The organism is Klebsiella pneumoniae complex sp. WS1778, from assembly GCF_049472055.1.
GTDB classification, from domain to species: Bacteria; Pseudomonadota; Gammaproteobacteria; order Enterobacterales; family Enterobacteriaceae; genus Klebsiella; species Klebsiella quasipneumoniae.
Genome location: NZ_JBKGTJ010000006.1, coordinates 238,716 through 264,079, shown reverse-complemented (window position 1 = coordinate 264,079; position 25,364 = coordinate 238,716). Strand labels below are relative to the sequence as shown.

General features: G+C 60.1%; 24 protein-coding genes. 8 read left to right on the top strand and 16 right to left on the bottom strand.

What is annotated here, in order from left to right; genetic code table 11:
• Window positions 1-246: 246 nt before the first annotated feature.
• The 3 genes from livJ to ACLEXF_RS22655 all read right to left on the bottom strand — a co-directional run bounded on the left by livJ (window position 247) and on the right by ACLEXF_RS22655 (window position 4,265).
• On the bottom strand, window positions 247-1,350 hold the full coding sequence (gene livJ / locus ACLEXF_RS22665) for a branched chain amino acid ABC transporter substrate-binding protein LivJ (RefSeq protein WP_002920812.1): 1,104 nt from the start codon (window positions 1,348-1,350) through the stop codon (window positions 247-249).
• 257 nt (window positions 1,351-1,607) lie between these two features.
• Window positions 1,608-2,852 carry an aromatic amino acid transport family protein gene (locus tag ACLEXF_RS22660; RefSeq protein WP_017899980.1) on the bottom strand — a complete coding sequence of 415 codons (1,245 nt, stop codon included), beginning with the start codon at window positions 2,850-2,852 and terminating at the stop codon, window positions 1,608-1,610.
• A 147-nt stretch (window positions 2,853-2,999) separates the two neighbouring features.
• Window positions 3,000-4,265 carry a 4-aminobutyrate--2-oxoglutarate transaminase gene (locus ACLEXF_RS22655; protein WP_023319267.1) on the bottom strand — a complete coding sequence of 422 codons (1,266 nt, stop codon included), beginning with the start codon at window positions 4,263-4,265 and terminating at the stop codon, window positions 3,000-3,002.
• A gap of 118 nt (window positions 4,266-4,383) precedes the next feature.
• Here ACLEXF_RS22655 and ACLEXF_RS22650 point away from each other — a divergent pair, with 118 nt between their 5' ends.
• Window positions 4,384-5,907: a PLP-dependent aminotransferase family protein gene (locus tag ACLEXF_RS22650; RefSeq protein ID WP_004202101.1), complete on the top strand. Its 1,524-nt coding sequence runs from the start codon at window positions 4,384-4,386 to the stop codon at window positions 5,905-5,907.
• Between the two features lie 45 nt (window positions 5,908-5,952).
• On the opposite strand, the gene rpoH is transcribed toward ACLEXF_RS22650, so the two are convergent.
• The 4 genes from rpoH to ftsY all read right to left on the bottom strand — a co-directional run bounded on the left by rpoH (window position 5,953) and on the right by ftsY (window position 10,315).
• On the bottom strand, window positions 5,953-6,807 hold the full coding sequence (rpoH, locus tag ACLEXF_RS22645) for an RNA polymerase sigma factor RpoH (RefSeq protein WP_002920815.1): 855 nt from the start codon (window positions 6,805-6,807) through the stop codon (window positions 5,953-5,955).
• 268 nt (window positions 6,808-7,075) lie between these two features.
• Complete coding sequence (gene ftsX / locus ACLEXF_RS22640) at window positions 7,076-8,128, bottom strand: permease-like cell division protein FtsX (RefSeq protein WP_040178039.1); 1,053 nt, start codon at window positions 8,126-8,128, stop codon at window positions 7,076-7,078.
• Complete coding sequence (gene ftsE / locus ACLEXF_RS22635; protein ID WP_004202097.1) at window positions 8,121-8,789, bottom strand: cell division ATP-binding protein FtsE; 669 nt, start codon at window positions 8,787-8,789, stop codon at window positions 8,121-8,123. The genes ftsX and ftsE overlap by 8 nt, the downstream gene beginning before the upstream one ends.
• 2 nt (window positions 8,790-8,791) lie before the next feature.
• Window positions 8,792-10,315 (bottom strand): signal recognition particle-docking protein FtsY, encoded by a 1,524-nt coding sequence (ftsY, locus tag ACLEXF_RS22630; RefSeq protein ID WP_064187419.1) that lies wholly within the window; start codon window positions 10,313-10,315, stop codon window positions 8,792-8,794.
• A gap of 182 nt (window positions 10,316-10,497) precedes the next feature.
• On the opposite strand from ftsY, the gene rsmD reads away from it, so the two are divergent.
• A complete protein-coding gene (gene rsmD / locus ACLEXF_RS22625) occupies window positions 10,498-11,094 on the top strand; it encodes a 16S rRNA (guanine(966)-N(2))-methyltransferase (protein WP_367072567.1) in 597 nt (198 codons plus the stop codon).
• On the top strand, window positions 11,084-11,359 hold the full coding sequence (locus ACLEXF_RS22620; protein ID WP_135683831.1) for a DUF1145 family protein: 276 nt from the start codon (window positions 11,084-11,086) through the stop codon (window positions 11,357-11,359). Before rsmD ends, ACLEXF_RS22620 begins: the two co-directional genes overlap by 11 nt.
• Window positions 11,360-11,372: 13 nt before the next feature.
• Here ACLEXF_RS22620 and ACLEXF_RS22615 read toward each other — a convergent pair whose 3' ends face one another.
• On the bottom strand, window positions 11,373-11,723 hold the full coding sequence (locus tag ACLEXF_RS22615; RefSeq protein WP_023291234.1) for a DUF2500 domain-containing protein: 351 nt from the start codon (window positions 11,721-11,723) through the stop codon (window positions 11,373-11,375).
• A 150-nt stretch (window positions 11,724-11,873) separates the two neighbouring features.
• On the opposite strand from ACLEXF_RS22615, the gene ACLEXF_RS22610 reads away from it, so the two are divergent.
• The gene (locus ACLEXF_RS22610) at window positions 11,874-12,500 is read left to right on the top strand and encodes a lysoplasmalogenase (RefSeq protein ID WP_004202090.1); all 627 of its coding nucleotides are present in this window, start codon (window positions 11,874-11,876) and stop codon (window positions 12,498-12,500) included.
• Window positions 12,501-12,578: 78 nt separating this feature from the next.
• A complete protein-coding gene (gene zntA, locus ACLEXF_RS22605) occupies window positions 12,579-14,789 on the top strand; it encodes a Zn(II)/Cd(II)/Pb(II) translocating P-type ATPase ZntA (protein WP_407259564.1) in 2,211 nt (736 codons plus the stop codon).
• A 190-nt stretch (window positions 14,790-14,979) separates the two neighbouring features.
• Here zntA and tusA read toward each other — a convergent pair whose 3' ends face one another.
• On the bottom strand, window positions 14,980-15,225 hold the full coding sequence (tusA, locus tag ACLEXF_RS22600) for a sulfurtransferase TusA (protein WP_002920858.1): 246 nt from the start codon (window positions 15,223-15,225) through the stop codon (window positions 14,980-14,982).
• Window positions 15,226-15,431: 206 nt separating this feature from the next.
• Between tusA and ACLEXF_RS22595 the strand changes: the two genes are divergently transcribed.
• Window positions 15,432-16,097: a 7-cyano-7-deazaguanine/7-aminomethyl-7-deazaguanine transporter gene (locus tag ACLEXF_RS22595; RefSeq protein ID WP_004202088.1), complete on the top strand. Its 666-nt coding sequence runs from the start codon at window positions 15,432-15,434 to the stop codon at window positions 16,095-16,097.
• Between the two features lie 73 nt (window positions 16,098-16,170).
• A complete protein-coding gene (locus ACLEXF_RS22590) occupies window positions 16,171-16,728 on the top strand; it encodes a DcrB family lipoprotein (RefSeq protein ID WP_023291237.1) in 558 nt (185 codons plus the stop codon).
• On the opposite strand, the gene ACLEXF_RS22585 is transcribed toward ACLEXF_RS22590, so the two are convergent.
• On the bottom strand, window positions 16,729-17,949 hold the full coding sequence (locus ACLEXF_RS22585) for an MFS transporter (RefSeq protein ID WP_048295685.1): 1,221 nt from the start codon (window positions 17,947-17,949) through the stop codon (window positions 16,729-16,731).
• A gap of 133 nt (window positions 17,950-18,082) precedes the next feature.
• On the opposite strand from ACLEXF_RS22585, the gene ACLEXF_RS22580 reads away from it, so the two are divergent.
• Window positions 18,083-19,132, top strand: coding sequence for an AI-2E family transporter (locus ACLEXF_RS22580; protein WP_407259563.1), 1,050 nt, complete (start codon window positions 18,083-18,085; stop codon window positions 19,130-19,132).
• Here the strand turns inward: ACLEXF_RS22580 and arnF are convergent.
• From arnF to arnC, 6 genes are read right to left on the bottom strand one after another with little or no spacing between them, the layout of a single operon-like run.
• Complete coding sequence (gene arnF / locus ACLEXF_RS22575; protein ID WP_004202084.1) at window positions 19,129-19,509, bottom strand: 4-amino-4-deoxy-L-arabinose-phosphoundecaprenol flippase subunit ArnF; 381 nt, start codon at window positions 19,507-19,509, stop codon at window positions 19,129-19,131. The two genes, ACLEXF_RS22580 and arnF, sit on opposite strands and share 4 nt — an antisense overlap.
• A complete protein-coding gene (arnE, locus tag ACLEXF_RS22570) occupies window positions 19,509-19,847 on the bottom strand; it encodes a 4-amino-4-deoxy-L-arabinose-phosphoundecaprenol flippase subunit ArnE (RefSeq protein ID WP_004202083.1) in 339 nt (112 codons plus the stop codon). Before arnE ends, arnF begins: the two co-directional genes overlap by 1 nt.
• Window positions 19,844-21,499: a lipid IV(A) 4-amino-4-deoxy-L-arabinosyltransferase gene (gene arnT, locus ACLEXF_RS22565; RefSeq protein ID WP_004202082.1), complete on the bottom strand. Its 1,656-nt coding sequence runs from the start codon at window positions 21,497-21,499 to the stop codon at window positions 19,844-19,846. The genes arnE and arnT overlap by 4 nt, the downstream gene beginning before the upstream one ends.
• Entirely contained in the window at window positions 21,499-22,401 is a 903-nt protein-coding gene (arnD, locus tag ACLEXF_RS22560) for a 4-deoxy-4-formamido-L-arabinose-phosphoundecaprenol deformylase (protein WP_004202080.1), read from the bottom strand. The genes arnT and arnD overlap by 1 nt, the downstream gene beginning before the upstream one ends.
• The gene (arnA, locus tag ACLEXF_RS22555; protein ID WP_032456699.1) at window positions 22,398-24,383 is read right to left on the bottom strand and encodes a bifunctional UDP-4-amino-4-deoxy-L-arabinose formyltransferase/UDP-glucuronic acid oxidase ArnA; all 1,986 of its coding nucleotides are present in this window, start codon (window positions 24,381-24,383) and stop codon (window positions 22,398-22,400) included. The genes arnD and arnA overlap by 4 nt, the downstream gene beginning before the upstream one ends.
• Entirely contained in the window at window positions 24,380-25,363 is a 984-nt protein-coding gene (arnC, locus tag ACLEXF_RS22550; protein WP_004202077.1) for an undecaprenyl-phosphate 4-deoxy-4-formamido-L-arabinose transferase, read from the bottom strand. Before arnC ends, arnA begins: the two co-directional genes overlap by 4 nt.
• Between the last annotated feature and the right edge of the window lies 1 nt (window position 25,364).

The window sequence follows — 25,364 nt, the reverse complement described above, 5'->3', positions numbered from 1 at the left end:
CCCAGCATTTCGCGTTGCAAAAAGGCGTCAAGACCCGAAATCCCCGGGAGCTTACATCAGTAAGTGACCGGGGTTGAGGGCCGCAGACAACGCATTTGCAGCGTGAAAGGCCCCCACCCATTTAACCCAGCATTTCGCGTTGCAAAAAGGCGTCAAGACCCGAAATCCCCGGGAGCTTACATCAGTAAGTGACCGGGGTTGAGGGCCGCAGACAACGCATTTGCAGCGTGAAAGGCGCCGGTTAAATTATTTGGCGTCGGTCGCCGTACCATTAGCATGCCAGGTAAAGACCCCGAACTCGAACCCTTTCAGGTCGCCTTTCTGATCCCACGACAGCGGGCCCATCACGGTGTCTACCGTCGCGCCTTTCAGGTATTTAGCGATTTCCGCCGGATCGTCAGACTGATTCAGGCCTGCCTGCAGCGACTGCAGCGCCGCGTAGGTGGTCCACACGAAGGCGCCGCTCGGATCCTGTTTCTTCGCCTTGATCGCATCCACGATCGGTTTGTTCGCCGGCACCTGGTCGTAGTTCTTCGGCTTGGTCACCAGCAAACCTTCCGCCGACTCGCCGGCGATGTTAGACAGGGAGACGTTCGCTACGCCTTCCGGGCCCATAAACTGGGTTTTCAGACCGGCAGCGCGGGCCTGACGCAGGATCTGGCCCATTTCCGGGTGATAGCCGCCATAATAGACGAAGTCGATATTCTCTTTCTTCAGGCGCGCTACCAGCGTGGAGAAGTCTTTCTCACCGGCGGTGATCCCGTCGAAGAAGACCACGTTCGCCCCGCCTTTTTTCAGGCCATCCTGCACCGCACGGGCCAAACCTTCGCCATACTGCTGTTTGTCATGCACCACTGCGATACGCTGCGGCTTCACTTTGTCGAGAATGTATTTCGCCGCGGTTGGTCCCTGGTCGGAGTCCAGTCCGGTGGTGCGCAGGATCAGCTTATAGCCGCGCGCGGTCAGCTCCGGCGCGGTTGCTGCCGGGGTGATCATCAGAATGCCTTCGTCTTCATAGATATCAGACGCCGGCTGAGTGGAAGAGGAGCACAGGTGGCCGATAACGTATTTGATCCCGTCGTTGACCACTTTGTTGGCGACCGCTACCGCCTGTTTCGGGTCGCAAGCGTCATCATATTTTACGATCTGCAGCTTATTGCCCTTAATGCCGCCCTTAGCATTGATATCCGCTACCGCCTGCTCGGCGCCGGTAAATTCCTGATCGCCGTACTGGGCCACCGGGCCGGACATCGCCCCGACTACCGCGATTTTGATATCTTCCGCCAGCGCCGCGCTGCTCATAACTAAGGCAATACATCCTGCCAGTAACGCTTTACCCTTCATATTCATCCTGAGGCTCCCCATTATTATGGTTTTTGCATTTGTTGTGATGTTGTTTGTTAGCGCATTATTTTGTTTATATCGATAGGAAAAGCATATGATAGCTAATCTACCGGGGGCTGCTCGCGCTTTTGCAGCACACTATGCTAAACATACCGTCATTCTGAGGAATTTGAAACGACTAAATTGCGGGCTATGTAACAGATAAGTGACAAATAAAAAAACCGCGCCAGCATGAACCGGACGCGGTGCAAAACAGGCCCTAATTACCAGCCAGCGGGCAGGTAGCCTACCGCGGACGCTATCGCGTAGACGGCGCTGCAAAGATACAACAACACAATGAAGCATTGGATAAGCGGATGGGTCATCCAGGCCGGACAGGTCCAGCCCGGCGTCAGGTCGCCACGCTGGCGGGCGCCCTTGAGCATCAGGATCGGCATAATCGATAAAATAACGCCGCTGAACACCCCGGCAAAATAGAGCGCGTTGACGAAGGAGACCATGCCGCTGTAGGCCAGCGCGAACGGCGGGATCGCCACCACCAGCAGCACCATCAGGCGACGGGCGGGCTGTTCGTCATTCCCCAGGCGGAACTGATCGAAGATATTAGTCAGGAAGCTGCCGCCCAGCCCCCAGTAGGAGGTCAACATCGCGCACAGCGCAAACAGGTTGGCGGAGAAGAAGGCCCATTCGCCAAGCGCCCTGCCCCAGGAGATGGTGGCCACATCCGAAATATTCTCCAGGCCGTTAAGCGAGATCACCGACAGCGGCACCAGCGCCAGCAGGGTAAAGGTCAGCGCCATGCCGACCATAATGGCTTTAGGCAATTTTTCCGGTTTGTCGGCGAAGCCCCGCGCCATTTCCGGGACGATATACTGTGCCGAGAAGCAGAACGCCACGACGTTGAAGACCGGAACCATATACAGCCAGTTGCCGTCGAGCAGATAGCCCACGCGGGTGGTCTCTTTCAGCAGCGTGGCAATCACCAGCACCGAGATCATCACCACCATGCCGATGCTGATAAATTTCTCGCCGCGGCCGATCGCCTTCAGCCCCAGATAGAGCACCCCTGCCGCCGGGACGAAAAACAGCACGCTGCCCAGCGCCGGCGAGATGCCAAACAGCGAGTGCAGCAGCTTGCCGCTGCCGGTCATATAAGCCGTCAATGCCCCGACGCTGTTGACGCAGACGGAGAGGAACATCATTAGCGCGCCGAAGCCGCCGACGTAGCGCTTTGATAATCCGCTGAGCTGCAGATGTTTACGCGTGCGGAGCGTGGATTCCGCGACATAGAGCATGGTCACCGTGGTCAGGCTACCCACCAGCACCAGCCAGAACAGCAGCGGTAAGAAGCCCGCTTTACTTGACGCATAGGCGATAGAGAGGACGCCCGCGCCGATATTGGTACCGACAATCATCGATACGCCTTCGACGAAGCTCAGAGATTTTGCAGGGACAGCCGTACGTTCCCGGCCGGTGAGGACGGGAGAAAAGGTGGAGTTTTCAGACATAATACTTTCCGTTTTACTCCGGCGATTTTCACCGCCGGAAAAAAGGTGATATCAGGGTGATAAACCACTCACGCTGAGCATGAACAGGCGACTGCGGCGTCCTGTTTCTGTTCGGCTTCCCTGCCGCCGCAGCCCGCCGGGGAGACGTTAGCTCTTCAGTACGCGCGCCAGAATATCCAGCGCTTTCGAGAACTGGGCGTCCGGAATCGTCAGCGGATAGAGGAAGCGGATCACGTTGCCGTAGACGCCGCAGCTCAGCAGCAGCAGGCCGTTCTCCTGCGCTCTCTGTTGCACCTGGCGGGTGAACTCCGGCGACGGCTCGCCAGTTTGCGGATCGTTAAACTCCACTGCCACCATCGACCCCCGGCCGCGGACATCGACAATCGCCGGACAGGTGGCGCGCGCCTGGTTGAGCACTTCCTGCAGATGGCTACCCAGCTGCTCAGCGCGCTGGCACAGCTGCTCTTCGGCAATCACATCCAGCACCGCGTGCGCCGCGGCCACCGCCAGCGGGTTACCGGCATAGGTCCCGCCCAGTCCGCCTGGCGCTGGGGCATCCATTACCTCGGCGCGACCAACGACGCCCGACAGCGGGAAACCGCCGGCGAGGCTTTTCGCCATCGTCATCAGATCCGGTTTCACATCATAATGCTGCATGGCGAACAGCTTGCCGGTACGAGCGAAACCGGTTTGCACTTCATCGGCGATCAGCAGAATGCCGTGGGTATCGCACAGGTCGCGCAGCGCCTGCATGAAATCGGCCGGCGCGACGTTAAAGCCCCCTTCCCCCTGGATCGGCTCGAGGATGATGGCCGCGACCTGATCCGGGGCAATATCCGCTTTGAAAATGCGCTCCAGGCTTTTCAGCGCATCCGCGGTGGTCACGCCATGCGCCGCATTCGGGTAGACACCGTGATACACCGAGCCCGGGAACGGCCCGAAGCCGATTTTGTAGGGTGCGACCTTACCGGTGAGGGCCATGGTCATAAAGGTACGGCCGTGGAAACCGCCGCCGAAAGTTATCAGCCCCGGACGACCGGTGTAAGCGCGGGCAATTTTCACCGCGTTCTCGACCGCTTCCGCGCCGGTGGTGAAGAAGGCCGTTTTTGCCGGCCCGTCAATCGGCGCCAGATCGTTGATACGTTCCGCCAGCGTGACATAGCTTTCGTACGGCACAATCTGATAGGCGGTGTGGGTGAACGCCTGCAGCTGGTCAGCGACCGCGGCGACCACCTTCGGATGACGGTGACCGGTATTTAACACGGCGATACCGGCGGCGAAATCGATCACCTCATTGCCTTCGATATCCCACAGCGTGGCGTTCTCCGCCTTCTCGACAAAGTAGTTACACATTACGCCTACGCCGCGCGGCGTCGCCTGCTGGCGACGTTGATTCAGTTCTGAGCTTTTCACCTGCGAATCTCCTGTCGTGTATGTCACGTTATCGCAACAAATTAGAAACGATGTCGTTTATTTACACAGGAGTTGGCCCTATAATCGAGTACCAATTTTGAATATCTGAGGGATCCAATTGCGTTCGCTGGTGGGTGACCTGGTGCTGGTCCGTCTGCAGGAAGAGCGCGACCCTCTTCTGCACAAACGCTTATACAACGCGCTTCGCCGCGCGATCCTTGACGGTTCGCTGGCGCCGCAAAGCCGCCTGCCGCCGTCGCGGGACCTGGCGGGAGAACTCGGCGTATCAAGAAACACCATATTAACAACTTATGAACAATTACTGGCGGAAGGATATGTGGTTTCCCGTCGGGGAAGCGGAACATTCGTTGCCCAAACCGCCTCTGAAAGTTCCTTGACCGCTAAGGGTGAGCGGGAAAACAGCAGCATCGCGACATCGACGGCGCATCTTTCACGCCGCGGCCAGCACCTGCTCGGCCAGGTCAGCGCCAGCCCGCGCCAGTGGGGAGCGTTTATTCCCGGCGTACCGGACGTTAACGCCTTTCCCCATCCGCTGTTCAGCAAGATCCAGGCGCGCATCAGCCGTCGGCCAAAGCCCGAGCGGCTCAGCTACAGCTGCAACGGCGGTACCCCGGAGCTGCAGCAGGCGCTGGTGGATTATCTGCGGGTATCGCGCGGCGTCCACTGTCAGGCAGATCAAATACTTATCACCGAGGGGATCCACCAGGCTATCGATCTGGTCACCCGCATGCTGTGCGACAGCGGCGATCTGGCGTGGGTGGAGGAGCCTTCCTACTGGGGCATTCGCCACCTGCTGGCGATGAACGACGTCCGGGCGGAGCCCCTGACCGTCGATGCCAACGGCCTGTGTCCGCCGGAAACGGTTGACGATGCGCCGCGGCTCATCTTTGTCACCCCCTCTCACCAGTATCCGCTGGGCGCAGTGATGAGCCTTGAACGTCGTCAGCGGCTGCTGGCGCTCGCCCGCCAGCAGGGGAGCTGGATCGTCGAAGATGATTATGACAGCGAGTTTCGCTTTTCCGGCCAGCCCATCCCCGCCCTGCAGGGGCTGGTGGCCGACGCGCCGGTGGTCTATATCGGCACCTTCAGTAAAACGCTCTATCCCGGCCTGCGTCTGGGCTATGTGGTGATCCCCCGTCCGCTGGTCAGCGATCTGAAGCACGCCCACGCCGAGCTTTACCGCGGCGGCCATTCGCTGATCCAGATGGCGCTGGCGGAGTTTATTACCGCTGGTCACTACTCGGCCCATATCCGCCGCATGCGCCTGCTCTACAGCCGTCGCCGCGCCTTTTTAACCGAGCTGATTCAGCGGCACTGTATGCCCGACGCCCTGTCGGACTTCAGCGATAATGCCGGGCTGCATTTGATCCTCAATTTACCGGAAGAGGCTGACGATGTAGCGATCGCCCGCGAGGCCAATGCGCGCCACATTCTGGTGCGGCCGCTCTCGCGCTACTACCTGACGGCGGCGCGTAAGAAAGGATTATTGATGGGATTTGCCAGCCAGCCCGAGGAGCAGATGGCGCCGGCATTCAGCGTGCTGATCGGCTGCCTGCGGACGCACTGTCCAGAGGTGCTGCGGCCCATGGATGGCGCAGAAAAACAAAACGCCCCAACCTGAGGCGGGGCGTTATCGGGTTGCCTGGCGTCAGGCAGGGGTGGCGTATCAGGCTTCGATCGCTGCACGCAGTTTTTTCATGGCGTTCTTTTCCAGCTGACGCACGCGCTCTGCGGAGACGCCGTAGCGGTCAGCCAGCTCCTGCAGCGTGGACTTGTTGTCTTCGTCCAGCCAGCGGGCGCGGATGATATCCTGGCTACGCTCGTCCAGGCCCTGCATCGCGTCAGTCAGCTTATTCGCCGCCTGCTCTTCCCAGTTATCGTCTTCGATGCCGTCGGCAAAGTTTGACGTTTTGTCCTGCAGATACAGGACCGGCGCCATCGGCTGGCTGTCGGACTCATCGTCGGACGACATGTCGAAGGTCATGTCCTGGGCCGCCATACGGGATTCCATCTCGCGGACGTCTTTGCTCGACACGCCCAGCTCACGGGCCACCATTTCCACTTCATCCTGGTTGAACCAACCCAGACGCTGTTTGGTTTTACGCAGGTTAAAGAACAGCTTACGCTGTGCTTTGGTGGTAGCGACCTTCACGATACGCCAGTTGCGCAGCACGTATTCGTGAATTTCGGCTTTAATCCAGTGCACGGCGAAGGAGACCAGGCGCACACCCACTTCCGGGTTGAAGCGACGCACGGCTTTCATCAGGCCGATATTGCCTTCCTGGATCAGATCCGCCTGCGGCAGGCCATAGCCCGAGTAGTTACGAGCAATGTGAACAACAAAGCGCAGGTGAGACAGAATCAGCTTTTTCGCTGCTTCCAGATCGCCCTGGTAATGCAGCTTTTCAGCAAGCTCCCGCTCTTCATCAGCCGACAGCATCGGCCAAGTGTTAGCGGCCCGGATATACGATTCCAGGTTACCAACGGGGGCTAAAGCTAAAGTTTGCATTTCTTTGGTCATTCAAATCCTCTCAATTGATATCTTCTGACGTGGTCTTGTCCCCATCAGGCAACAAGCATGCCAGCATTCATGAGCAACGAGAATATCACTCACATTAGTATCAGACAGTGATTTTATCCACAAGTTCCATGCAACGGTGTGAATAAATTACGCACAAAATGTGACACCACGATGAAAAAGTGAGGGCAGGAAAAGGAGAACAAGCTTGCGTATCTTTCCCTGCGAACAGGAACTCATTGCAGCAGGGAAAGATTATATCACGCTTTTTTTAATCGGGAGTAAAGTGACGTAAATGTTGCACTGTCGCCAGCCAGGCGGCTACCCAGCCGATCATCGAGCAGACGATCAGCATCAGCAGACACTCGTCAAAGCCTAAGCCGCTTAGCTCAAACTGGGTGCCGAACACCTTCGCCACTTCGGTCACTGCCGACGAGAGACGCATCACCAGAATCTCCGACAGGATCAGCGATAAAAACGCGCCGGAGAAGCCCAGCATCGCCCCGCCGTAGAGGAACGGACGCAGGATAAAGCCGTCGGTAGCGCCGATCAGTTTCTGCACGTTAATGGTATCGCGGCGGGCGAAGATGCTCAGGCGCACGCTGTTGCCGATCACCAGGAACACCGCCGCCACCATCAGCACGCCAATCATCGCCGACACGCGGCCCACCAGCCCGGTGAGCGAGGAGAGGCGGGCAAACCAGCTGTCGTCCATCCGCACCTCATCGACCCCTTGGATCCGCGATACCCGATCGCGCAGGGTGTTCAGCGCTTCCGTGCTCTGGAAATCCAGCTTCGGCACCACGATGGCGACCGCCGGCAGCGGGTTCTCTTCCAGCATATCCAGGGCGCCGCCAAAGCCGGACCAGTTACGGAATTCACCCAATGCCTCGTCACGTGACAAATAGTTCACCTTGTCGACGCCCTGCTCCGCCTGCAGCTGACCTACCACCCGCGCCGCGGCGTCGTCATCCAGCGTTTTTTCCAGATACACGGTGATCTGCGGCGAGGGATAGTACTGTGACGCCGCGCTGCTGACGTTTTTGTAGACCATGTAGCAGACGCTTGGCAGGGTCAACGAGATGGCGATAACCATCACCGTCAGGAATGTGGCCAGCGGTGTGCTTTTTAAATCCTGGAGCGCGCCGTGCCAGGCGTAGCGCACCTGCTCGTTGAACACGTTGCTCTTACGCGAGGCCGGGTTAGGCGCCGCTTTCGGCCGTTTTGGCGCATTGCGCCCGCCGCCGCCGCCCGCCGCGTTGCGCAGGCGATCGAACTTGCTGCCGAACTGGCGGATTTGGTTCATTGCGTCGCGCTTATTCACCCCGAATGCCTCCATGCAGATGGCCGTCGCTGAGCGTCAGCACGCGGTACGGACGGCTGGAGATAAGCCCCAGATCGTGCGTGGCCATCAGTACCGTCACCCCGACGCGGTTAAACTCTTCAAACAGACGTAAAATCCCCTCCGAGAGCGCCTCGTCGAGGTTACCGGTCGGTTCATCCGCCAGCAGTACCGCCGGCTTGTTGACCACCGCGCGAGCGATCCCCACGCGCTGCTGCTCACCGCCGGAGAGCTGAATCGGAAAGTTCTTCGCTTTGTCCAGCAGCCCGACCTTGTCCAGCGCCGCCGAGACGCGGCGACGAATGTCATCGCCGCTGGCACCGGCGATAATCAGCGGGATCGCCACGTTGTCATACACGGTACGATCCATCAGCAAATGGTGGTCCTGGAAAATCATGCCGATCTGGCGGCGCAGGAACGGCACCTCACGGCTCTTCAGGCGGCTGATTTCATGACCGCTGAAGAAGATTTTGCCGGCGCTGGGCCGTTCGATACCACAGATAAGCTTCAGCAGGGTACTTTTCCCTGCGCCGGAGTGGCCGGTCAGAAACGCCATCTCGCCCGGCTGCAGGTGGAAGTTCACCCCCTGCAGCGCTTGTCTCCCACCGAGATAGGCTTTGCTGACTTGTTCAAAGCGAATCATTCTTAATCCTCTCGGGCAAAAAGTGCCTCAATAAAGTCGCCCGCATTAAACGGACGCAGATCCTCAATACGCTCGCCGACGCCAATATAGCGAATCGGAATGCCGAACTGGTCGGCCACCGAGAAGATCACGCCGCCTTTGGCGGTGCCATCCAGCTTGGTCAGGGTGATCCCGGTCAAACCTACCGCCTCATGGAACAGTTTGGCCTGGCTAATCGCATTCTGCCCGGTGCTGGCGTCGATGGTTAACATCACCTCATGCGGCGCGTCGACGTCCAGCTTTTTCATCACCCGGACGATCTTCTTCAGCTCTTCCATCAGGTGCGATTTATTCTGCAGACGCCCGGCGGTATCGGCAATCAGCACATCAACATGGCGCGCCTTCGCCGCCTGAATGGCGTCGAAAATCACCGAAGCGGAATCGGCGCCGGTGTGCTGGGCGATCACCGGGATATTGTTACGCTGCCCCCAGACCTGCAACTGTTCTACCGCCGCCGCACGGAAGGTATCCCCCGCCGCCAGCATCACCGTTTTGCCCTGCTGCTCAAACTGACGCGCCAGCTTGCCGATGGTGGTGGTTTTCCCCACCCCGTTCACGCCGACCATCAGAATAACAAATGGCGTTTTGCCTTCAACGTTCAGCGGCGCATCCACTTTGGCGAGAATCTCACCCATCTCTTCTTTCAGCAGGCCGTACAGCGCCTCCGCATCGCGCAGCTGCTTACGGCTGGCGCCCTCAGTGAGGTTAGTAATGATCTTGCGGGTGGTCTCCACCCCGACATCAGCGATCAGCAGCTGCTCTTCCAGCTCTTCAAACAGATCGTCGTCGATCTTCTTACCGCGGAACAGGCTGATAAATCCGGAACCGAGATTTTCTTTTGTTTTCAGAAGACTACGTTTTAGGCGGGCAAAAAAGCCTTCTTTCGTCGGTTTTTCCTGCTCCTGGGCCAGTTCTTCCACCGGCGCCTCGTCTTCTGGCGCCGGCACCACCACCGCCGCCTCTTCTGCCGCCTCGGCCGCCAGCGCCTGCGCTTCCAGCTCTTCATCGCTTAACGGCGCGTCCTCTTCCGGCGCTTCCGTCTCCTGCGGCTGGGCAACAGCATCCTCTACAGGCTGCTCAGCCACGACCTCCGCCGCCACCGGTTCGGCGATAACCTCTTCCGCCAGCGACTCAACCACCGCAGGCTGTTCAACCGGTTCGCTGACCGCGGGCTCCGGTTCAACAACAGGCGCTTCTTCGGTCAGAGCAGGCGCTTCCACCCACTCTTCTTCCTGCGCGCTGGCAGGCTCCGCAAGGTGGGCCTTTTCGTTTTCGACCACCGTCTCGGTGACGTCGACGACCTCTTCGGCAAACGCCTCCGGGTCCGCTTTCGGCGCGCTCGGCTCGGCAGGGGTTTCCGCCGCCGGTGTCTCATCGGCAACCGCTTGTTGTTCTTCTACTTTTTGTTCAGTCTCGGTTTCCTGTGCCTGTTCTTTCTGTCCAAAGCCCAGCCAGGAAAAGAAGCCACGTTTTTTCTCTTTTGCCATTTGCGACCACACTCCTCGCTGTTTATTCATGGCGCAGCTTCATCAGAAGCTGAAAAAATGATGAAATTAGTTGGATAGTCTATCACTTAACTTAACTCGCAGCACCGCCCCCGGATTAAGGTTTCGTCAACCGCCGTCGATCGCTAGAATAGCAGGCCGGAAGTTGAGACTTGAGCAGAGAGATGAAAAAACCAAACCACGCGGGCAGCGGTCAGATCCGCATCATCGGCGGGCAATGGCGCGGCCGTAAATTACCGGTGCCGGAGAGCCCGGGCCTGCGGCCGACCACCGACCGGGTTCGCGAAACCCTTTTTAACTGGCTGGCGCCGTCCATCGTTGACGCGCACTGCCTCGACTGCTTTGCCGGCAGCGGCGCGCTGGGGCTTGAGGCGCTGTCCCGCTATGCGGCCAGCACTACGCTACTGGAGATGGAGCGCGGCGTCGCTCAGCAGTTGCAAAAAAACCTGGCCACCCTGAAAGCGGATCGCGGCAAGGTGATCGTGACCAACACCCTCAGCTTCCTGAGCCAACCGGGCACGCCGCATGAGATCGTATTCGTCGACCCACCGTTCCGTCAGGGGCTGCTGGAGGAGACGCTGCGCCTGCTGGAAACGCAGGGCTGGCTGGCCGATGAGGCCCTGGTGTACGTCGAAAGCGAAGTCGAAAACGGTTTACCGCCGGTACCGGCAAACTGGCATCTGTATCGTGAAAAAGTGGCCGGACAGGTCGCGTACCGTCTTTACCAACGTGAGGCCCAAGGAGAGCACCATGCTGATTAATTTAGGCCGCCTGCTGATGCTGTGCGTCTGGGCCTTTCTGTTATTGAATCTGTTTCAGCCCTTCCCGAAGCCGCTGAATATCTTCGTCAACGTCGCGCTGATTTTTATGATCCTGATGCATGGTCTGCAGCTGACGCTGCTCAAGGCGACGCAGCCGAAAGATGCCCCGCAGCTGGGCCGCTTTGAGCAAATCCGCATTTTTATCTTCGGCGTGTTTGAGCTCGTCGCCTGGCAGAAAAAACTGAAGGCGACGCTGAAGAAATAGTCCTGACAAGGGCTCAGGGATCGGGCGTAAACGCCACGAACGCTGTGCCCTTATAACTCAACATCCCGCGATCGCCTACGCTCAGCGCATGATACTGCGGCGCGTCAAGGCGAAACACCACCTCCAGCCCGCCGTTCTCAGGGCGAAAGCTCGCTTCATAGCGCATCTCGCTGCCCGCAGGCGTCACCGTCTGCTGCCGCGAACGCCGATCGTTAATCACTTTTTCCCGCTTATTGCTGACGATCACCCGCTTTTGCAACACCGGCGCGGCGTCGTTCGCCAGTTTTTCGCGGCGCTGCTGCACATAGCGAAACGAAGCCGCCACCACAATCACCGCGACGACCAGAACAAAAAAGAGCGGCATTTTACTCATTAAGGTTACCCATAAAAAATATCAGGAATCAGCATACTGCGACTGGAATAACATTGTCATCTGCTGCGCCAAACCACTACACTGAGTGGTAGCTTCACGCATCCGTAACTTTCTTTATGATAACAGATACAGGGACTTACTATGCTTTGGTCATTTATTGCTGTCTGTTTCTCCGCATGGCTTTATGTCGATGCATCCTATCGCGGGCCGGCCTGGCGACGCTGGGTATTTAAACCTGTCACCCTGATTCTGTTGCTGTTGCTGGCCTGGCAGGCGCCGATGTTCAATGCCATCAGCTACCTGGTGCTGGCTGGCCTGTGCGCCTCGCTGCTCGGCGACGCCCTCACCCTGCTGCCGCGCCAGCGGGTGATGTACGCGGTGGGCGCCTTCTTCCTGTCGCATCTGCTGTATACCATCTGGTTTGCCAGCCAGCTGACGCTGTCGTTCTTCTGGCCGCTGCCGCTGGTGCTGCTGGTATTCGGCGCCCTGCTGATGGCGGTGATCTGGAGCCGCCTGGAAGAGATGAAAATGCCGGTGCTGACCTTTATCGGCATGACGCTGGTGATGGTCTGGCTGGCCGGTGAGCTATGGTTTGCCCGCCCTACCGACACCGCGCTGTCCGGTTTCGCCGGCGCCGCTCTGCTGCTGCTGAGCAATGCCGTGTGGCTGGTAAGTCACTATCGTCGCCGTTTCCGCGCCGATAACGCCATTGCCGCCGCGTTTTACTTTGCCGGCCACTTCCTCATCGTGCGCGCACTGTACCTGTAATTTAGTCCTTGACTCTGGAGTCGACTCCAGAGTGTATCCTACGGCTAATGAGAAAATTATCATTTACCGGAGGGTGCCATGTCGACTCCAGACGCGCAGGATAAAAAAGTCCCACAATTCTCGTCATTCACCATGCGGCCAGCGCCCGCCCCGGCGGAGAGCTGCTGCACAGACCACGCCTGCGCCGCAGAGACCGCACCAGCCGCCGAAGCGCTTAGCGACGCCCGCTACAGCTGGCAGGTTGCCGGCATGGACTGCGCCGCCTGCGCCCGCAAGGTGGAAACCGCGGTTCGTCAGGTGCCCGGCGTCAGTCAGGTTCAGGTGCTGTTCGCCACGGAAAAATTATTGGTTAACGCCGAAGGCGACATTCGCGCCCAGGTTGAGCAGGCGGTACGTCAGGCAGGCTATACGCTGCGCGATGCCGATGCCCCCGCGTCAGAGAAAACGCAGGGCTCTCGGCTGCGCGACAATTTACCGTTGCTGACGCTGGTCATTATGATGGCCCTGAGCTGGGGGCTGGAGCAGGCCAACCACCCCGCCGGTCAGTTAGCCTTTGTTGCCACCACCCTGGTCGGCCTGTGGCCGGTTGCCCGCCAGGCAATGCGCCTGATCAAAAGCGGGAGCTGGTTCGCCATTGAAACGCTGATGAGCGTCGCCGCCATCGGAGCGCTGTTTATCGGCGCCACCGCAGAGGCGGCGATGGTCCTGCTGCTGTTCCTGATCGGCGAGCGTCTCGAAGGCTGGGCCGCCAGCCGCGCGCGGCAGGGCGTGAGCGCGCTGATGGCGCTGAAGCCCGACACCGCCATCCGTCTGCGCAACGGCGTGCGGGAAACCGTCGCCCAGCGTGACCTGCGTCCCGGAGATGTGATTGAAGTGGCTGCCGGCGGGCGTCTGCCGGCGGATGGACAGCTGCTCTCGCCGTTTGCCAGCTTTGATGAAAGCGCCCTGACCGGCGAGTCGGTGCCGGTGGAGCGCCAGGCCGGAGAACGGGTAGCGGCGGGCGCCACCAGCGTCGACCGCCTGGTGCAGTTGACCGTGATCTCCGAACCGGGCGACAGCGCCATCGACCGCATCCTGAAGCTGATTGAAGAGGCGGAGGAACGTCGGGCGCCGATCGAGCGTTTTATCGACCGCTTCAGCCGGATCTACACTCCGGCCATTATGGTGGTGGCCCTGTTGGTGGCCATTGTCCCGCCGCTGTTCTTCGCCAGCGCCTGGCTGCCATGGATCTATAAAGGCTTAACGCTGCTGTTGATCGGCTGCCCGTGCGCGCTGGTCATCTCCACCCCGGCGGCCATCACCTCCGGCCTGGCGGTCGCCGCCCGACGCGGGGCGCTGATCAAAGGCGGCGCGGCGCTGGAACAGCTGGGCCAGGTGCGCCAGGTGGCGTTCGATAAAACCGGCACCCTGACCGTCGGGCAGCCGCAGGTGACCTCGGTCATCGCCACGGCTGAGAATGACGACAACGCGCTGCTGACGCTGGCGGCGGCGGTGGAGCAAGGCTCCAGCCATCCGTTGGCGCAGGCCATCGTCCGAGAAGCGCAGCGGCGCCAGCTGAGCATTCCGCTGGCCAGCGGCCAGCGGGCGTTGGCAGGTTCCGGTATCGAAGCCGAGGTCAACGGCAGCCGGATTTTAATCTGCGCGGCCAGCAAAGCCGCCCCGGCAGAGTATGAGGCGCAGATCCAGCAGCTGGAGAGCGCCGGGCAAACGGTGGTGCTGGTCATGCGCGGCGAGACGCTTCTCGGCATCCTGGCGCTGCGCGACACCCTGCGCGACGACGCACGTCAGGCAGTGGATGCCTTACACCAGTTGGGGGTGCAGGGGGTGATCCTCACCGGGGATAACCCGCGCGCCGCGGCGGCCATCGCCAGCGAACTGGGGCTGGAATTCCGCGCCGGCCTGCTGCCGGCGGACAAAGTCGAAGCGGTGATGGCGTTGAATGCCGATGCGCCGCTGGCGATGGTCGGGGACGGTATCAACGACGCCCCGGCGATGAAAGCGGCGACCATCGGCATCGCCATGGGCAGCGGTACCGACGTGGCGCTGGAGACTGCCGACGCCGCGCTGACCCACAACCGTCTGACCGGCCTAGCGCAGATGATTTCCCTGGCGCGGGCGACTCACGCCAATATCCGCCAGAACATCGCGATTGCCTTAGGGCTGAAGGGGATTTTCCTTGTCACCACCCTGCTCGGCCTGACCGGTCTGTGGCTGGCGGTGCTGGCGGATACCGGCGCCACCGTGCTGGTAACGGCTAACGCGCTGCGGTTATTGCGTAAGAAGTTGTAGCATAGATACCGGCTTCCCTGCTCGCGCTACGCTTAGCAGGGCTACGGTTCCAGACCGTCGGGTAGCCCGGATAAGGCGCTACGCGCCGCCATCCGGGGTATTCCCTGCTCGCGCTACGCTTAGCAGGGCTACGGTTCCGGACCGTCGGGTAGCCCGGATAAGGCGCTACCCGCCGCCATCCGGGAGAGGCTCAGTGGCTTTTGCGGATCAGGTAGCGGTACGGCAGGGCTTCGGTTTCCTGGGCCACCAGCTCATGCTCCATAAAGCGGCAGAATCCCGGAATATCGCGGGTGGTGGCCGGATCGTCAGCAATAATCAGCAGCGTCTCGCCCACCGGCATCGTCCGCACGGTTTTACGCACCATCATGACCGGCTCCGGGCAGCGGAGTCCCAGGGCATCCAGAGTGTGGTCAGGAGTGGAGAAAAGTTCGCTCATTTTAGTCTCACGTCAACAAAACGGCCCTAGTTTACCCCCTGCTCGCCAGTACGCAAGCCAGGTTAACGTTTGCGCGAAAAACAACCATTGCATTACGCCGGCAACGCAGTATCATGCAGCCGTTTTTAATTGGGTTCCCTCACCCCAACGTTCCGCTGCCGATTGCTCATTCACCTGAAGCATGACGGGCATAAAAAGGTCACAATATGAATCCGTTTACTACCGTACAGCGCAAAAAAGCGCTCGTCTGGCTTTCGCTATTTCATCTGCTGGTGATTACCTCCAGCAACTATCTGGTTCAGCTGCCGATCTCCATCTTTGGTTTCCATACCACCTGGGGCGCGTTCAGTTTTCCGTTTATCTTCCTCGCCACCGATCTGACGGTGCGAATTTTTGGCGCACCGCTGGCGCGACGCATTATTTTTGCGGTGATGGTCCCGGCGCTGGTCATCTCCTACGCCATCTCCGCCCTGTTTTACATGGGCGAGTGGCAGGGCTTCGCCGCGCTGGGCACCTTTAATCTCTTCGTCGCGCGCATCGCCATCGCCAGCTTTATGGCCTATGCGCTGGGGCAGATCCTTGACGTCCACGTCTTCAACCGCCTGCGGCAGAGCCGTCACTGGTGGCTGGCCCCCACCGCCTCGACGCTGTTCGGCAACATCAGCGATACCGTAGCGTTCTTCTTCATCGCCTTCTGGCGCAGCCCGGATCCGTTTATGGCCGCTCACTGGGGGGAAATCGCCCTCGTCGACTACAGCTTTAAAGTGCTTATCAGCATCATTTTCTTCCTGCCGATGTACGGCGTGCTGTTAAATATGCTGTTGAAAAGGCTGGCGGATAAATCTGATTTGTCGGCATTGCAGCCGAGTTAAAGGTACTCGCGGGCTGATGTGTTAAGATAGCCGGATGAGCCATTAGTGGCCGTTTATCGAAAGGAAGATGTCAATGCGCAATTTGGTTAAATATGTCGGTATTGGCCTGCTGGTGATGGGGCTTGCCGCCTGCGATAACAGCGATTCAAAAGCGCCAACCGTTGGGGCAGCAGCGGAGAGCAACACCAGCGGCCAGGCGATCAGCCTGCTGGATGGCAAGCTGAGCTTCACCCTGCCTGCGGGCATGGCCGACCAGAGCGGCAAACTGGGTACTCAGGCGAACAACATGCACGTCTATTCTGACGCCACCGGCCAGAAAGCAGTCATCGTCATCGTCGGCGACAGCACCAATGAAGACCTGGCGGTGCTGGCGAAACGCCTGGAAGATCAGCAGCGTAGCCGCGACCCGCAGCTGCAGGTGGTGAGCAATAAGTCGCTGGAGATCAAAGGTCATACCCTGCAGCAGCTGGACAGCATCATCTCCGCCAAGGGGCAGACCGCGTGGTCTTCCGTACTGCTCGGCAAAGTGGATGACAAACTGCTGACCCTGCAGGTCACCCTGCCGGCGGACAACCAGCAGCAGGCGCAGACCGAAGCGGAAAGCATCATCAGCACCCTCACCATCCAGTAATTACTGGCCTGGTGCGCTGGCCTCCGGTTCGCTAACCGGGGGCCGTTTTTTTAGCCGCCAGCCCAACAGCAGTGCCGCCATCACCAGCCCCGCCGCCGCCAGATATATCACCGGGATCCCGGTCCACGCCATCAGCAAGCCGGCCAGCGGCCCGGTGACGCCTAACGACAAATCCATAAACACGGTATAGGTGGCCAGCGCCGACCCCTGATTGTGCTGCGGCACCGCTTTCACCGCCACCACGCCCAGCGCCGGAAATACCAGCGAGAACCCGGCCCCGGTAAGCAAGGTGCCGATTTTCGCCAGCAGCGGCGTATCAGCAAAGCCGACCAGCAGCAGGCCGATGATCTCCACGCTAAAGCAGAGCATCGCCACGTTCAGCCCGCCGAGGCGGTTAATGGCGTTAGGAAACAGCAGCCGCGCACCAACGAACGCGCAGCTGAACAGCGTCAGGGCGAAGGCCGCCCCGTCCCAACCTTTGGCCTCATAAAACAGCGTGATAAAGGTGGCGATCACCCCGAAACCGGCGGAGGCCAGGGCCAGCGCCATGCCGTAAGGCCACACCCGCCCGAGCACCGCGCGAAACGACATCGCTTTGCCTTTCGCCGCCTTCACCGCTGCGCGGGGCAGCGCGCAGAGGATAGCCGCCAGCGCAACCGCCATAATGACCCCGGCCAGGCCGCTGAGGCCAATGTACGAATAGCACAGCACGCCGAGCGGGGCGCCCATCGCCATCGCCCCGTAGGTCACAATGCCGTTCCATGAGATCACCCGCCCGATATGCAGCGACCCAACAACGCCGACGCCCCACAGCGTCGAGCCGGTGCCGGCAAAGCTCTGGCCGATGCCGAGAATGACCCGCCCGAGGCATAGCAGCAGCAGGCTAACCAGCGGCCAGCCGCTGCTCCAGGCGGCCAGCAGATAGCTCAGACCGCTTAAAAAGCAGCCGCAGAGGCCGAAGACGACAATCTTTTTGGGCCCCAGCAGGTCAGCATAGCGCCCGGCGTGCGGGCGGCTGAGCAGCGTGGCGAAATATTGCAGACTAATCACCAGGCCGGCCCAGAAAGCGCTAAAGCCCATTACATCATGCACATAGCCGGGAAGCACCGCCAGCGGCAAGCCGATGGTGAGATAGCTGGCAAAGTTAAAAATGACGACGGAGACAATCCGCAGATTGAGGCGCAGTCCATTGAGCGCCGGTTCGGCGACGGGTTCGGGCATCAGGTTCCACCAGATTTCGACAACCAGCTTTCACTATTACCACGCTGGCGGCGGAAAAGCAGCTCGCCTTTCGGAATATTGGCAGTCGGCGAACCGCTACACTTATCAGGCGCGACTCACAAAAGGAATACCTATGTCCCCTCCGCAGGCTGATAAAGCCGGGCTCCATATTTTACTTAAGCTGGCGGCGCTGGTGATTATCCTCGCCGGGATCCACGCCGCCGCCGATATTCTGGTGCAGCTCCTGCTGGCGCTGTTTTTCGCTATCGTCCTCAACCCGCTGGTCACCTGGTTCATTCGCCGCGGGGTGCGGCGCCCGTTCGCCATTACCCTGGTGGTGACGGCAATGCTGGTGATGCTCACCGCGCTGCTTGGCGTGCTGGCGGCGTCGCTCAATGACTTTGTCGCCATGCTGCCTGATTTCAACCGCGCCCTGACGCGTAAGATCGTCCAGCTCCAGGAGTATCTCCCCTTTCTCAACCTGCATATCAATCCGGAGCGCATGCTGCGGCGTATGGATTCAGAACGGCTGATGACCTGGGCCACGGCGCTGATGACCCAGCTTTCCGGGGCGATGGCCAGCATTGTGCTGCTGGTGATGACGGTGATCTTTATGCTGTTTGAGGTTCGCCACCTGCCCTACAAACTGCGTTTTGCCCTCAATAACCCTCGCCTGCATATCGCCGGGCTGCACCGGGCGCTGAAAGGCGTTACCCACTATCTGGCTTTGAAAACGCTGATCAGCCTGTGGACCGGGCTGATTGTCTGGCTGGGGCTGCTGGCGATGGGGGTGCAGTTCGCGCTGATGTGGGGGGTGCTGGCGTTCCTGCTGAACTATGTGCCGAATATCGGCTCCGCCATCTCCGCCATCCCACCCATGCTGCAGGCGCTGCTGTTCAGCGGCATCTATGAGTGCCTGCTGGTCGGGGCGCTGTTTCTGGTGGTGCATATGGTGCTGGGCAACATGGTGGAGCCGCGCATGATGGGCCACCGGCTGGGGATGTCGACCCTGGTGGTGTTCCTGTCGCTGCTGGTCTGGGGCTGGCTGCTGGGGCCGGTGGGAATGCTGCTCTCGGTGCCGTTAACCAGCGTCTGTAAAATCTGGATGGAGACCACCGTCGGGGGCAGCAAGCTGGCGATCCTGCTCGGCCCGGGGCGTCCCAAAAGCCGGCTCCCCGGCTAGCGGCGTTTCACCGGCCAGAAGATGGTCAATACGCCGGCGACGATAATCGCCACGCCCAGCAGCGATTGCCAGTAGAACGGCTCATGCCAGCCGGGCAGCCAGATGGCGGCAGCCCACACCAGGATATAGCTCAGGCTCAACAGCGCATACGCTTTTGATAACGGTAGACGGTGGAGGGCAAAGTACCAGCAGACCATTGACAACAGGTAGCCCAGCAGGCCGAAAAACAGGCCGAAGGTACCAGCCTCGAAATGCAGCAGATGCTGGAGAAAGGCCAGAATATCGGTCAGCGGCGGCAAGGCCACCATGGCGCTGCGCAGCAGCAGCTGCGCGGCGCTGACAAGGCCGACGCTGAATAATGCCCAGAGAAAGCCCATCAAACGCTGGTCCCCAGAATGACAATGCCCACGACGATCAACCCGACGCCAAACCAGTGGCGGCGAGCGACCGGCTCATGCCAGATGCCCCAGCCCGCAAGGGTGACCCAGACGAAGTTCAGGCTCAGCATCGGATAGGCGATGCTCACCGGAATAGACTGCAGGACGCTCAGCCACAGCAGCATGCCGCAGCCGAGGCATAGCAGCGCCATCCCCAGCCAGAAGAGTATATGGCGACTCCGCCGTCCGCGACGGGACGGGCGGGTCGCCTGTTTCTGGCACAGCTGACCGGCGCAGCTCAGCAGGCTGGCGAACACCAGACAGATCCAGACGCTCATTGCGGCAGGTACTGAAGGAAGACCACCCGACCCAGCTCATAGGCGTTATCGGGTTTCGGTAACGGTAAGTCGACCATACTCTCTCCTTTATCCATCAACAGCACCAGCGAGACCGGCCCCTGCTGACGATGCGTGGCCAGCCAGTCGGCAAACCCGGCCTGGCTGACAAAGCTTCCCTGAGCGTCCGGCCAGTCGAGACCGTACTTCAGCTCACCCTGTTTGTCGAACATAATAATATCGCTTCGCTTCAGCTCCCAGGCCAGGCCGCCGGCGATCCCGACGTTGTTAGTCAGGACGTAACGGCTGGGCTGCAGGGATTCGCTGACGATGTCCACGAGGAACTGCGGCTGTTTGCTGTCGATAACCCGGTCCGGAATGGCGAAGCCCACCAGCAGCGCCAGGCCAAGCGGGCAAAGCGCCGCCAGGCTCCAACGGCGACCAGCGTCTTTCATCGCCAACCAGCCCATCAGCGCCCAGACGGCGAAGGCGATGGCCGCCAGCAGACATTTATACAGCTCAATCTTGGTCCATACCGGCTTGTGCATCACGCCCCAGGGCGAGACCACCAGCACGGCGATCAGCCCCAGCAGGCCAAAGCCCAGGTTGATCATCCCATTGATGCGCAGCGCTTTCGCGCCGGTCTTCGCCGCCTCCAGCGCGTAGCGGGCCATCAGGATCGACAGCGGCGCAAAGCACGGCAGGATATAGGTCGGCAGTTTGCCTTTAGCAATACTGAAGAACAGGAACGGCATCGCCACCCAACCGAGCAGATACAGCGCGCCGCGGGCCTCATCGCGCTCACGCCAGCCGCGCTTCAGCGCCCCTGGCAGCAGGGCCAGCCACGGCAAGCTGCCGGCGATCAGGAATGGGATGTAGTACCAGAATGGCGCTTTATGCTGGGCGTCTTTTTCGGCGAAACGCTGAATATGCTCGACCCAGAAGAAATAGCGCCAGAAGTCCGGCTCGCGCTGGGCGATAGCCAGCCCCCAGGGCAGCACCACCAGCGTACAGACGACCACCGCCAGCCAACCGTAGGTCAGCACTTCACGCCAGCGTTTACGGGCGATCACCCACGGCAGAACGCCCACCACCGGCACCGCCAGCGCAAGGAAACCTTTGGTCATCACCCCCATACCGCAGGCGACGCCCAACAGCACGTAACCCAGTATTTTGCCGCCGCGGCTCTGCGCCTGCGTCGCGCCCCAGAAGCTGCACATCGCCAGCGCCAGCCACAGGGTGATCATCGGGTCCAGCACCGCATAGGTACCAATCGCATACACCAGCATCGCGGTGAGAAAAATCACTGGCGACAGGACGGCTACCCGCTTATCGCGAAAGATGCGCCACGCCAGCCAGGCCACCAGCACGGCGGTCATGGTGATGGCGAAGACCGACCCGAAGCGTACGCCGAAGTTATTATGGCCAAACAGCCACTGGCCGACACTGTTGATCCAGTAACCGGCAATCGGCTTTTCGAAGTAGCGCAGCCCGAGAAAATGCGGCACCACCCAGTCGCCGGTGGCCAGCATTTCACGGCTGATCTCCGCATAGCGTGTTTCATCGGGTTGCCAGAGCAAACGGAAATTGAGCGGCAGCAGGTAATACAGCGCAAACAGCGCAATCAGAGAGACGCCATAGCGAATGCTTTTCATCAAACACCCGAAGTCAGTAATTGTTCACGTCCGAGCCAGCCTTCCCGGCCAGCCAGTTCACCCCGAACCACTTTGCCGGACGGCAGCTCGCTAAAGTCAGCGGGCAGCAGCTGGCTCAGTGGGCAAAACTGAATTTCTTCTTCCGCCGCCATGGTCAGCAGTTCATCGAACTGATCGGCATAGGCAATACCTTCCACTTCGGCGTGAATGGTATAGACCGGCACGCCAGGGTCGCGATGGATGCAGTCGAGGAGATAGCGGTTAAAGCCGGCGATATCCACCGCCGTGCCCACCGCCTCGTCCCAGGTCGGCAACGTGACCGGGATCTGCACCGTACCAGAGACGCCGCTGCCGAGCTGGGGCAGAAACGGCCGCGTGCCGCGACAGTCGCTGTTGTAGAGAAAATCGAAGGATTCTTTGGCTTTCACCACCCGCTGATCGGCGCGCCAGCCGGCAACGGCCGAACAGGTGACCGGGCGGCCGATGATGCGCTCGAGCTCCAGCAGGCCACGCTCGACCTCCAGCGTCAGCCGTTCCTGCGGCCAGACGCCGCTCCACGCCTGCCAGCTGTAGTGGTCCCAGGCGTGCAGGCCCACTTCATGAGACTCGGCGGTCGCACGGATCACCGCCTCGTTCCCCGCGCCGATGCGGCGTCCCGGCCACGCGGTGCCGGCCAGCAGAATATCCCAGCCGTACAGCGAAGCCGCTCTGGAACGCAGCATCTTCCACAGAAACTTCGGTTTTACCAGGCGCCACAGGTGACGCCCCATATTGTCCGGCCCGACGCTGAAGAAGAAGCTTGCCTGAATCCCGTGCTGGCCTAGCAGGTCCAGCAGCCGCGGAACACCGTCCCGCGTCCCGCGAAAAGTATCGACATCTATGCGTAAGCCGACCTGTTTCATGGATGTTTAGCGTCCACCAGTTCTACCGTGCGCAGGAAGAAGTCCAGCGTATGCTCAACGGTCTCTTCCATCTCCACCTTCGGCTCCCAGTTCAGGCAGCGTTTGGCGTTGCGGATGCTCGGTTTGCGATGCTCAACGTCCTGATAGCCCTTGCCGTAGTAGTCGCTGCTTTCCACTTCGCGGAAGCCGGCAAACGGCGGGAAGCGATCGCGCAGCGGATGGCGTTCGAAGCAGGCCAGCAGCATCTCCGCCAGCTCTTTGATGCTCGCTTCGTTATCCGGGTTACCGATGTTGATGATCTGCCCGTCGCAGCGGCCGTCTTTGTTCTCGATGATGCGGAACAGCGCTTCGATACCGTCGCTGATGTCAGTAAAGCAGCGCTTCTGCTTACCGCCTTCGATGAGCTTGATCGGCGAGCCTTCCACCAGGTTGAGGATCAGCTGGGTGATGGCGCGGGAGCTGCCGATACGCGCGGCGTTGAGGTTATCCAGACGCGGCCCCATCCAGTTGAACGGACGGAACAGGGTGAACTTCAGGCCATTCTTATCGCCGTAGGCCCAGATCACGCGGTCCAGCAGCTGCTTGGAGACCGAGTAGATCCAGCGCTGTTTGTTGATCGGCCCGACCACCAGGTTGGAAGTATCTTCGTCGAAGTTTTTGTCGGTGCACATGCCGTACACTTCAGAGGTCGACGGGAAGATGATGCGCTTATTGTATTTCACGCAATCGCGGATGATCTTCAGGTTCTCTTCGAAATCCAGCTCGAACACGCGCAGCGGGTTGCGGGTGTACTCGATAGGGGTGGCGATAGCTACCAGCGGCAGCACCACGTCGCATTTCTTAATGTGATATTCGATCCACTCGGAGTGAATGCTGATATCGCCTTCCACGAAGTGAAAACGCGGGCAGTCGAGGAAACGGCTGATGGCGTCGGAGCCGATATCCAGGCCGTAAATCTCATAGTTGTCGTCCTGCAGCAGGCGTTCGGTCAGATGGTTACCGATAAAGCCATTGACGCCGAGGATCAGCACCCGGGTACGACGCTTAACCGCCACCACCGGTTTGCTGCTGATCACCGCCCCGGACACCAGGCCCAGCGCCTGCGCCAGCTGGGCGCCCTGCATGTACACGCCGCGTTCGGTCTGGCCGGTGACAATCTCCAGCGCCCCTTCCTGGCACGCCACGATCAGCGGTGCAACGGAGATAACGGTGCCCGGTTTGGCTGCAGGTAGATCACTGCGTACACGGGATTTCCAGACAATAAATTTGTTCGCGCCAGCGTAGCCGAAGGCCCCCGGCCACGGATCGGAGACCGCGCGCACCAGATTGTGCAGCGTCTGCGCCGGCTGCTCCCAGTCGAGGCGGCCATCTTCCGGGGTGCGCCGTCCCACATAGGTCGCCTGGCTGTGATCCTGCGGACGTTCATCGGTGGTTCCGGCGAGGATCGCCGGCAACGCCTGGCTCAGCAGCTCAGTGGCGGCAGCGCACAGCTTGCGGTGCAGCGTCAGGGCGGCGTCATCCGGGCCAATCGCCACGGTTTGCTGAGCGACGATATCGCCGGCATCCGCGCGGTTCACCATCCGGTGCAGCGTCACGCCGGTTTCGCTTTCGCCATTGACCAGTACCCAGTTCAGCGGCGCGCGGCCGCGATATTTCGGCAGCAGCGAACCGTGTAGGTTAAACGCCCCTTTCGGCGCAAGACTGAGGATCTCATCGCCCAGCAGGTTGCGGTAGTAGAAGGAGAACAGCACGTCCGGCTTCATCTCGCGGATACGCTCAATCCACAGCGGATGGTTCACGTCTTCCGGCGCCCACACCGGAATGCCCTGCTCGGCGGCAAGGCGCGCCACGGAGCCAAAGAAATGGTTTTCGCCAGGGTTATCCGGGTGGGTGAAAATAGCAGCGATATCATATCCAGCGTCCAGCAGAGCCTGGATACCGGTGCAGCCCATATCGTGATAAGCGAAGACTACGGCTTTCATGAACGATCTTCCTCTTTAGATGCCGTTTCCGGCTGGCGAACAACACGTTGAATAAAGTAGCGGGGACGCGCGCGCACGTCGTTATAGATGCGTCCGATATACTCCCCGAGCAGGCCCATCCCGATAAACTGAGCGCCGATGAACATAAACAGCACGGCGAAGAGCATAAATACCCCTTCCGCCGCCCACTGCGGGCCAAAGGCCAGACGCAGCACCACCAGCATCAGGCCAAAGGCGAAGCCCAGCAGGGCTATCACGCTGCCGAAAATGCTGAGCAGACGCAGCGGCGTGGTGGTCAGACAGGTCACCAGGTCGTACATCAGGTTGATCAGGCGCATAAAGCTGTATTTGGAGTCGCCGAATTCGCGCTCGGCGTGCATCACCGGGATCTCCACCGCGCGCCGGGCGAAGGTATTCGCCAGGATCGGGATAAAGGTGCTGCGCTCATGGCAGTTGAGCATGGCGTCGATGATATGGCGGCGGTAAGCGCGCAGCATGCAGCCGTAGTCGCCCATCGCTTTGCCGGTGGTGCGCTGGATCAGGCGGTTGATCATCTTCGAGGCGGTTTTGCGGAAGATGCTGTCCTGACGGTTCTGGCGAACGGTGCCCACCACGTCGTAGCCTTCATCCGCCTTCTCTACCAACCGCGGGATCTCTTCCGGCGGGTTTTGCAGGTCGGCGTCAAGCGTAATGATTAAATCGCCGGTTACATGGCTGAAACCGGCCATGATCGCCGAGTGCTGCCCGTAGTTACGGTTTAACAGCACGGCGACGACGTGACTGCCTTCCGCCTCGGCAGCTTCGGTGAGCATGCGCGCGGAATCGTCGCTGCTGCCATCGTCGATCAGCAGAATTTCATATTGCCGCCCCAGCGTGGCGCAGGCGGTATCCGTACGACGAAGCAGCTCCGGCAGGCTATCCTGTTCGTTATAAACCGGAATAACCACCGAGACCTTCTTCACGGGAGGGTAAGTAAGCATA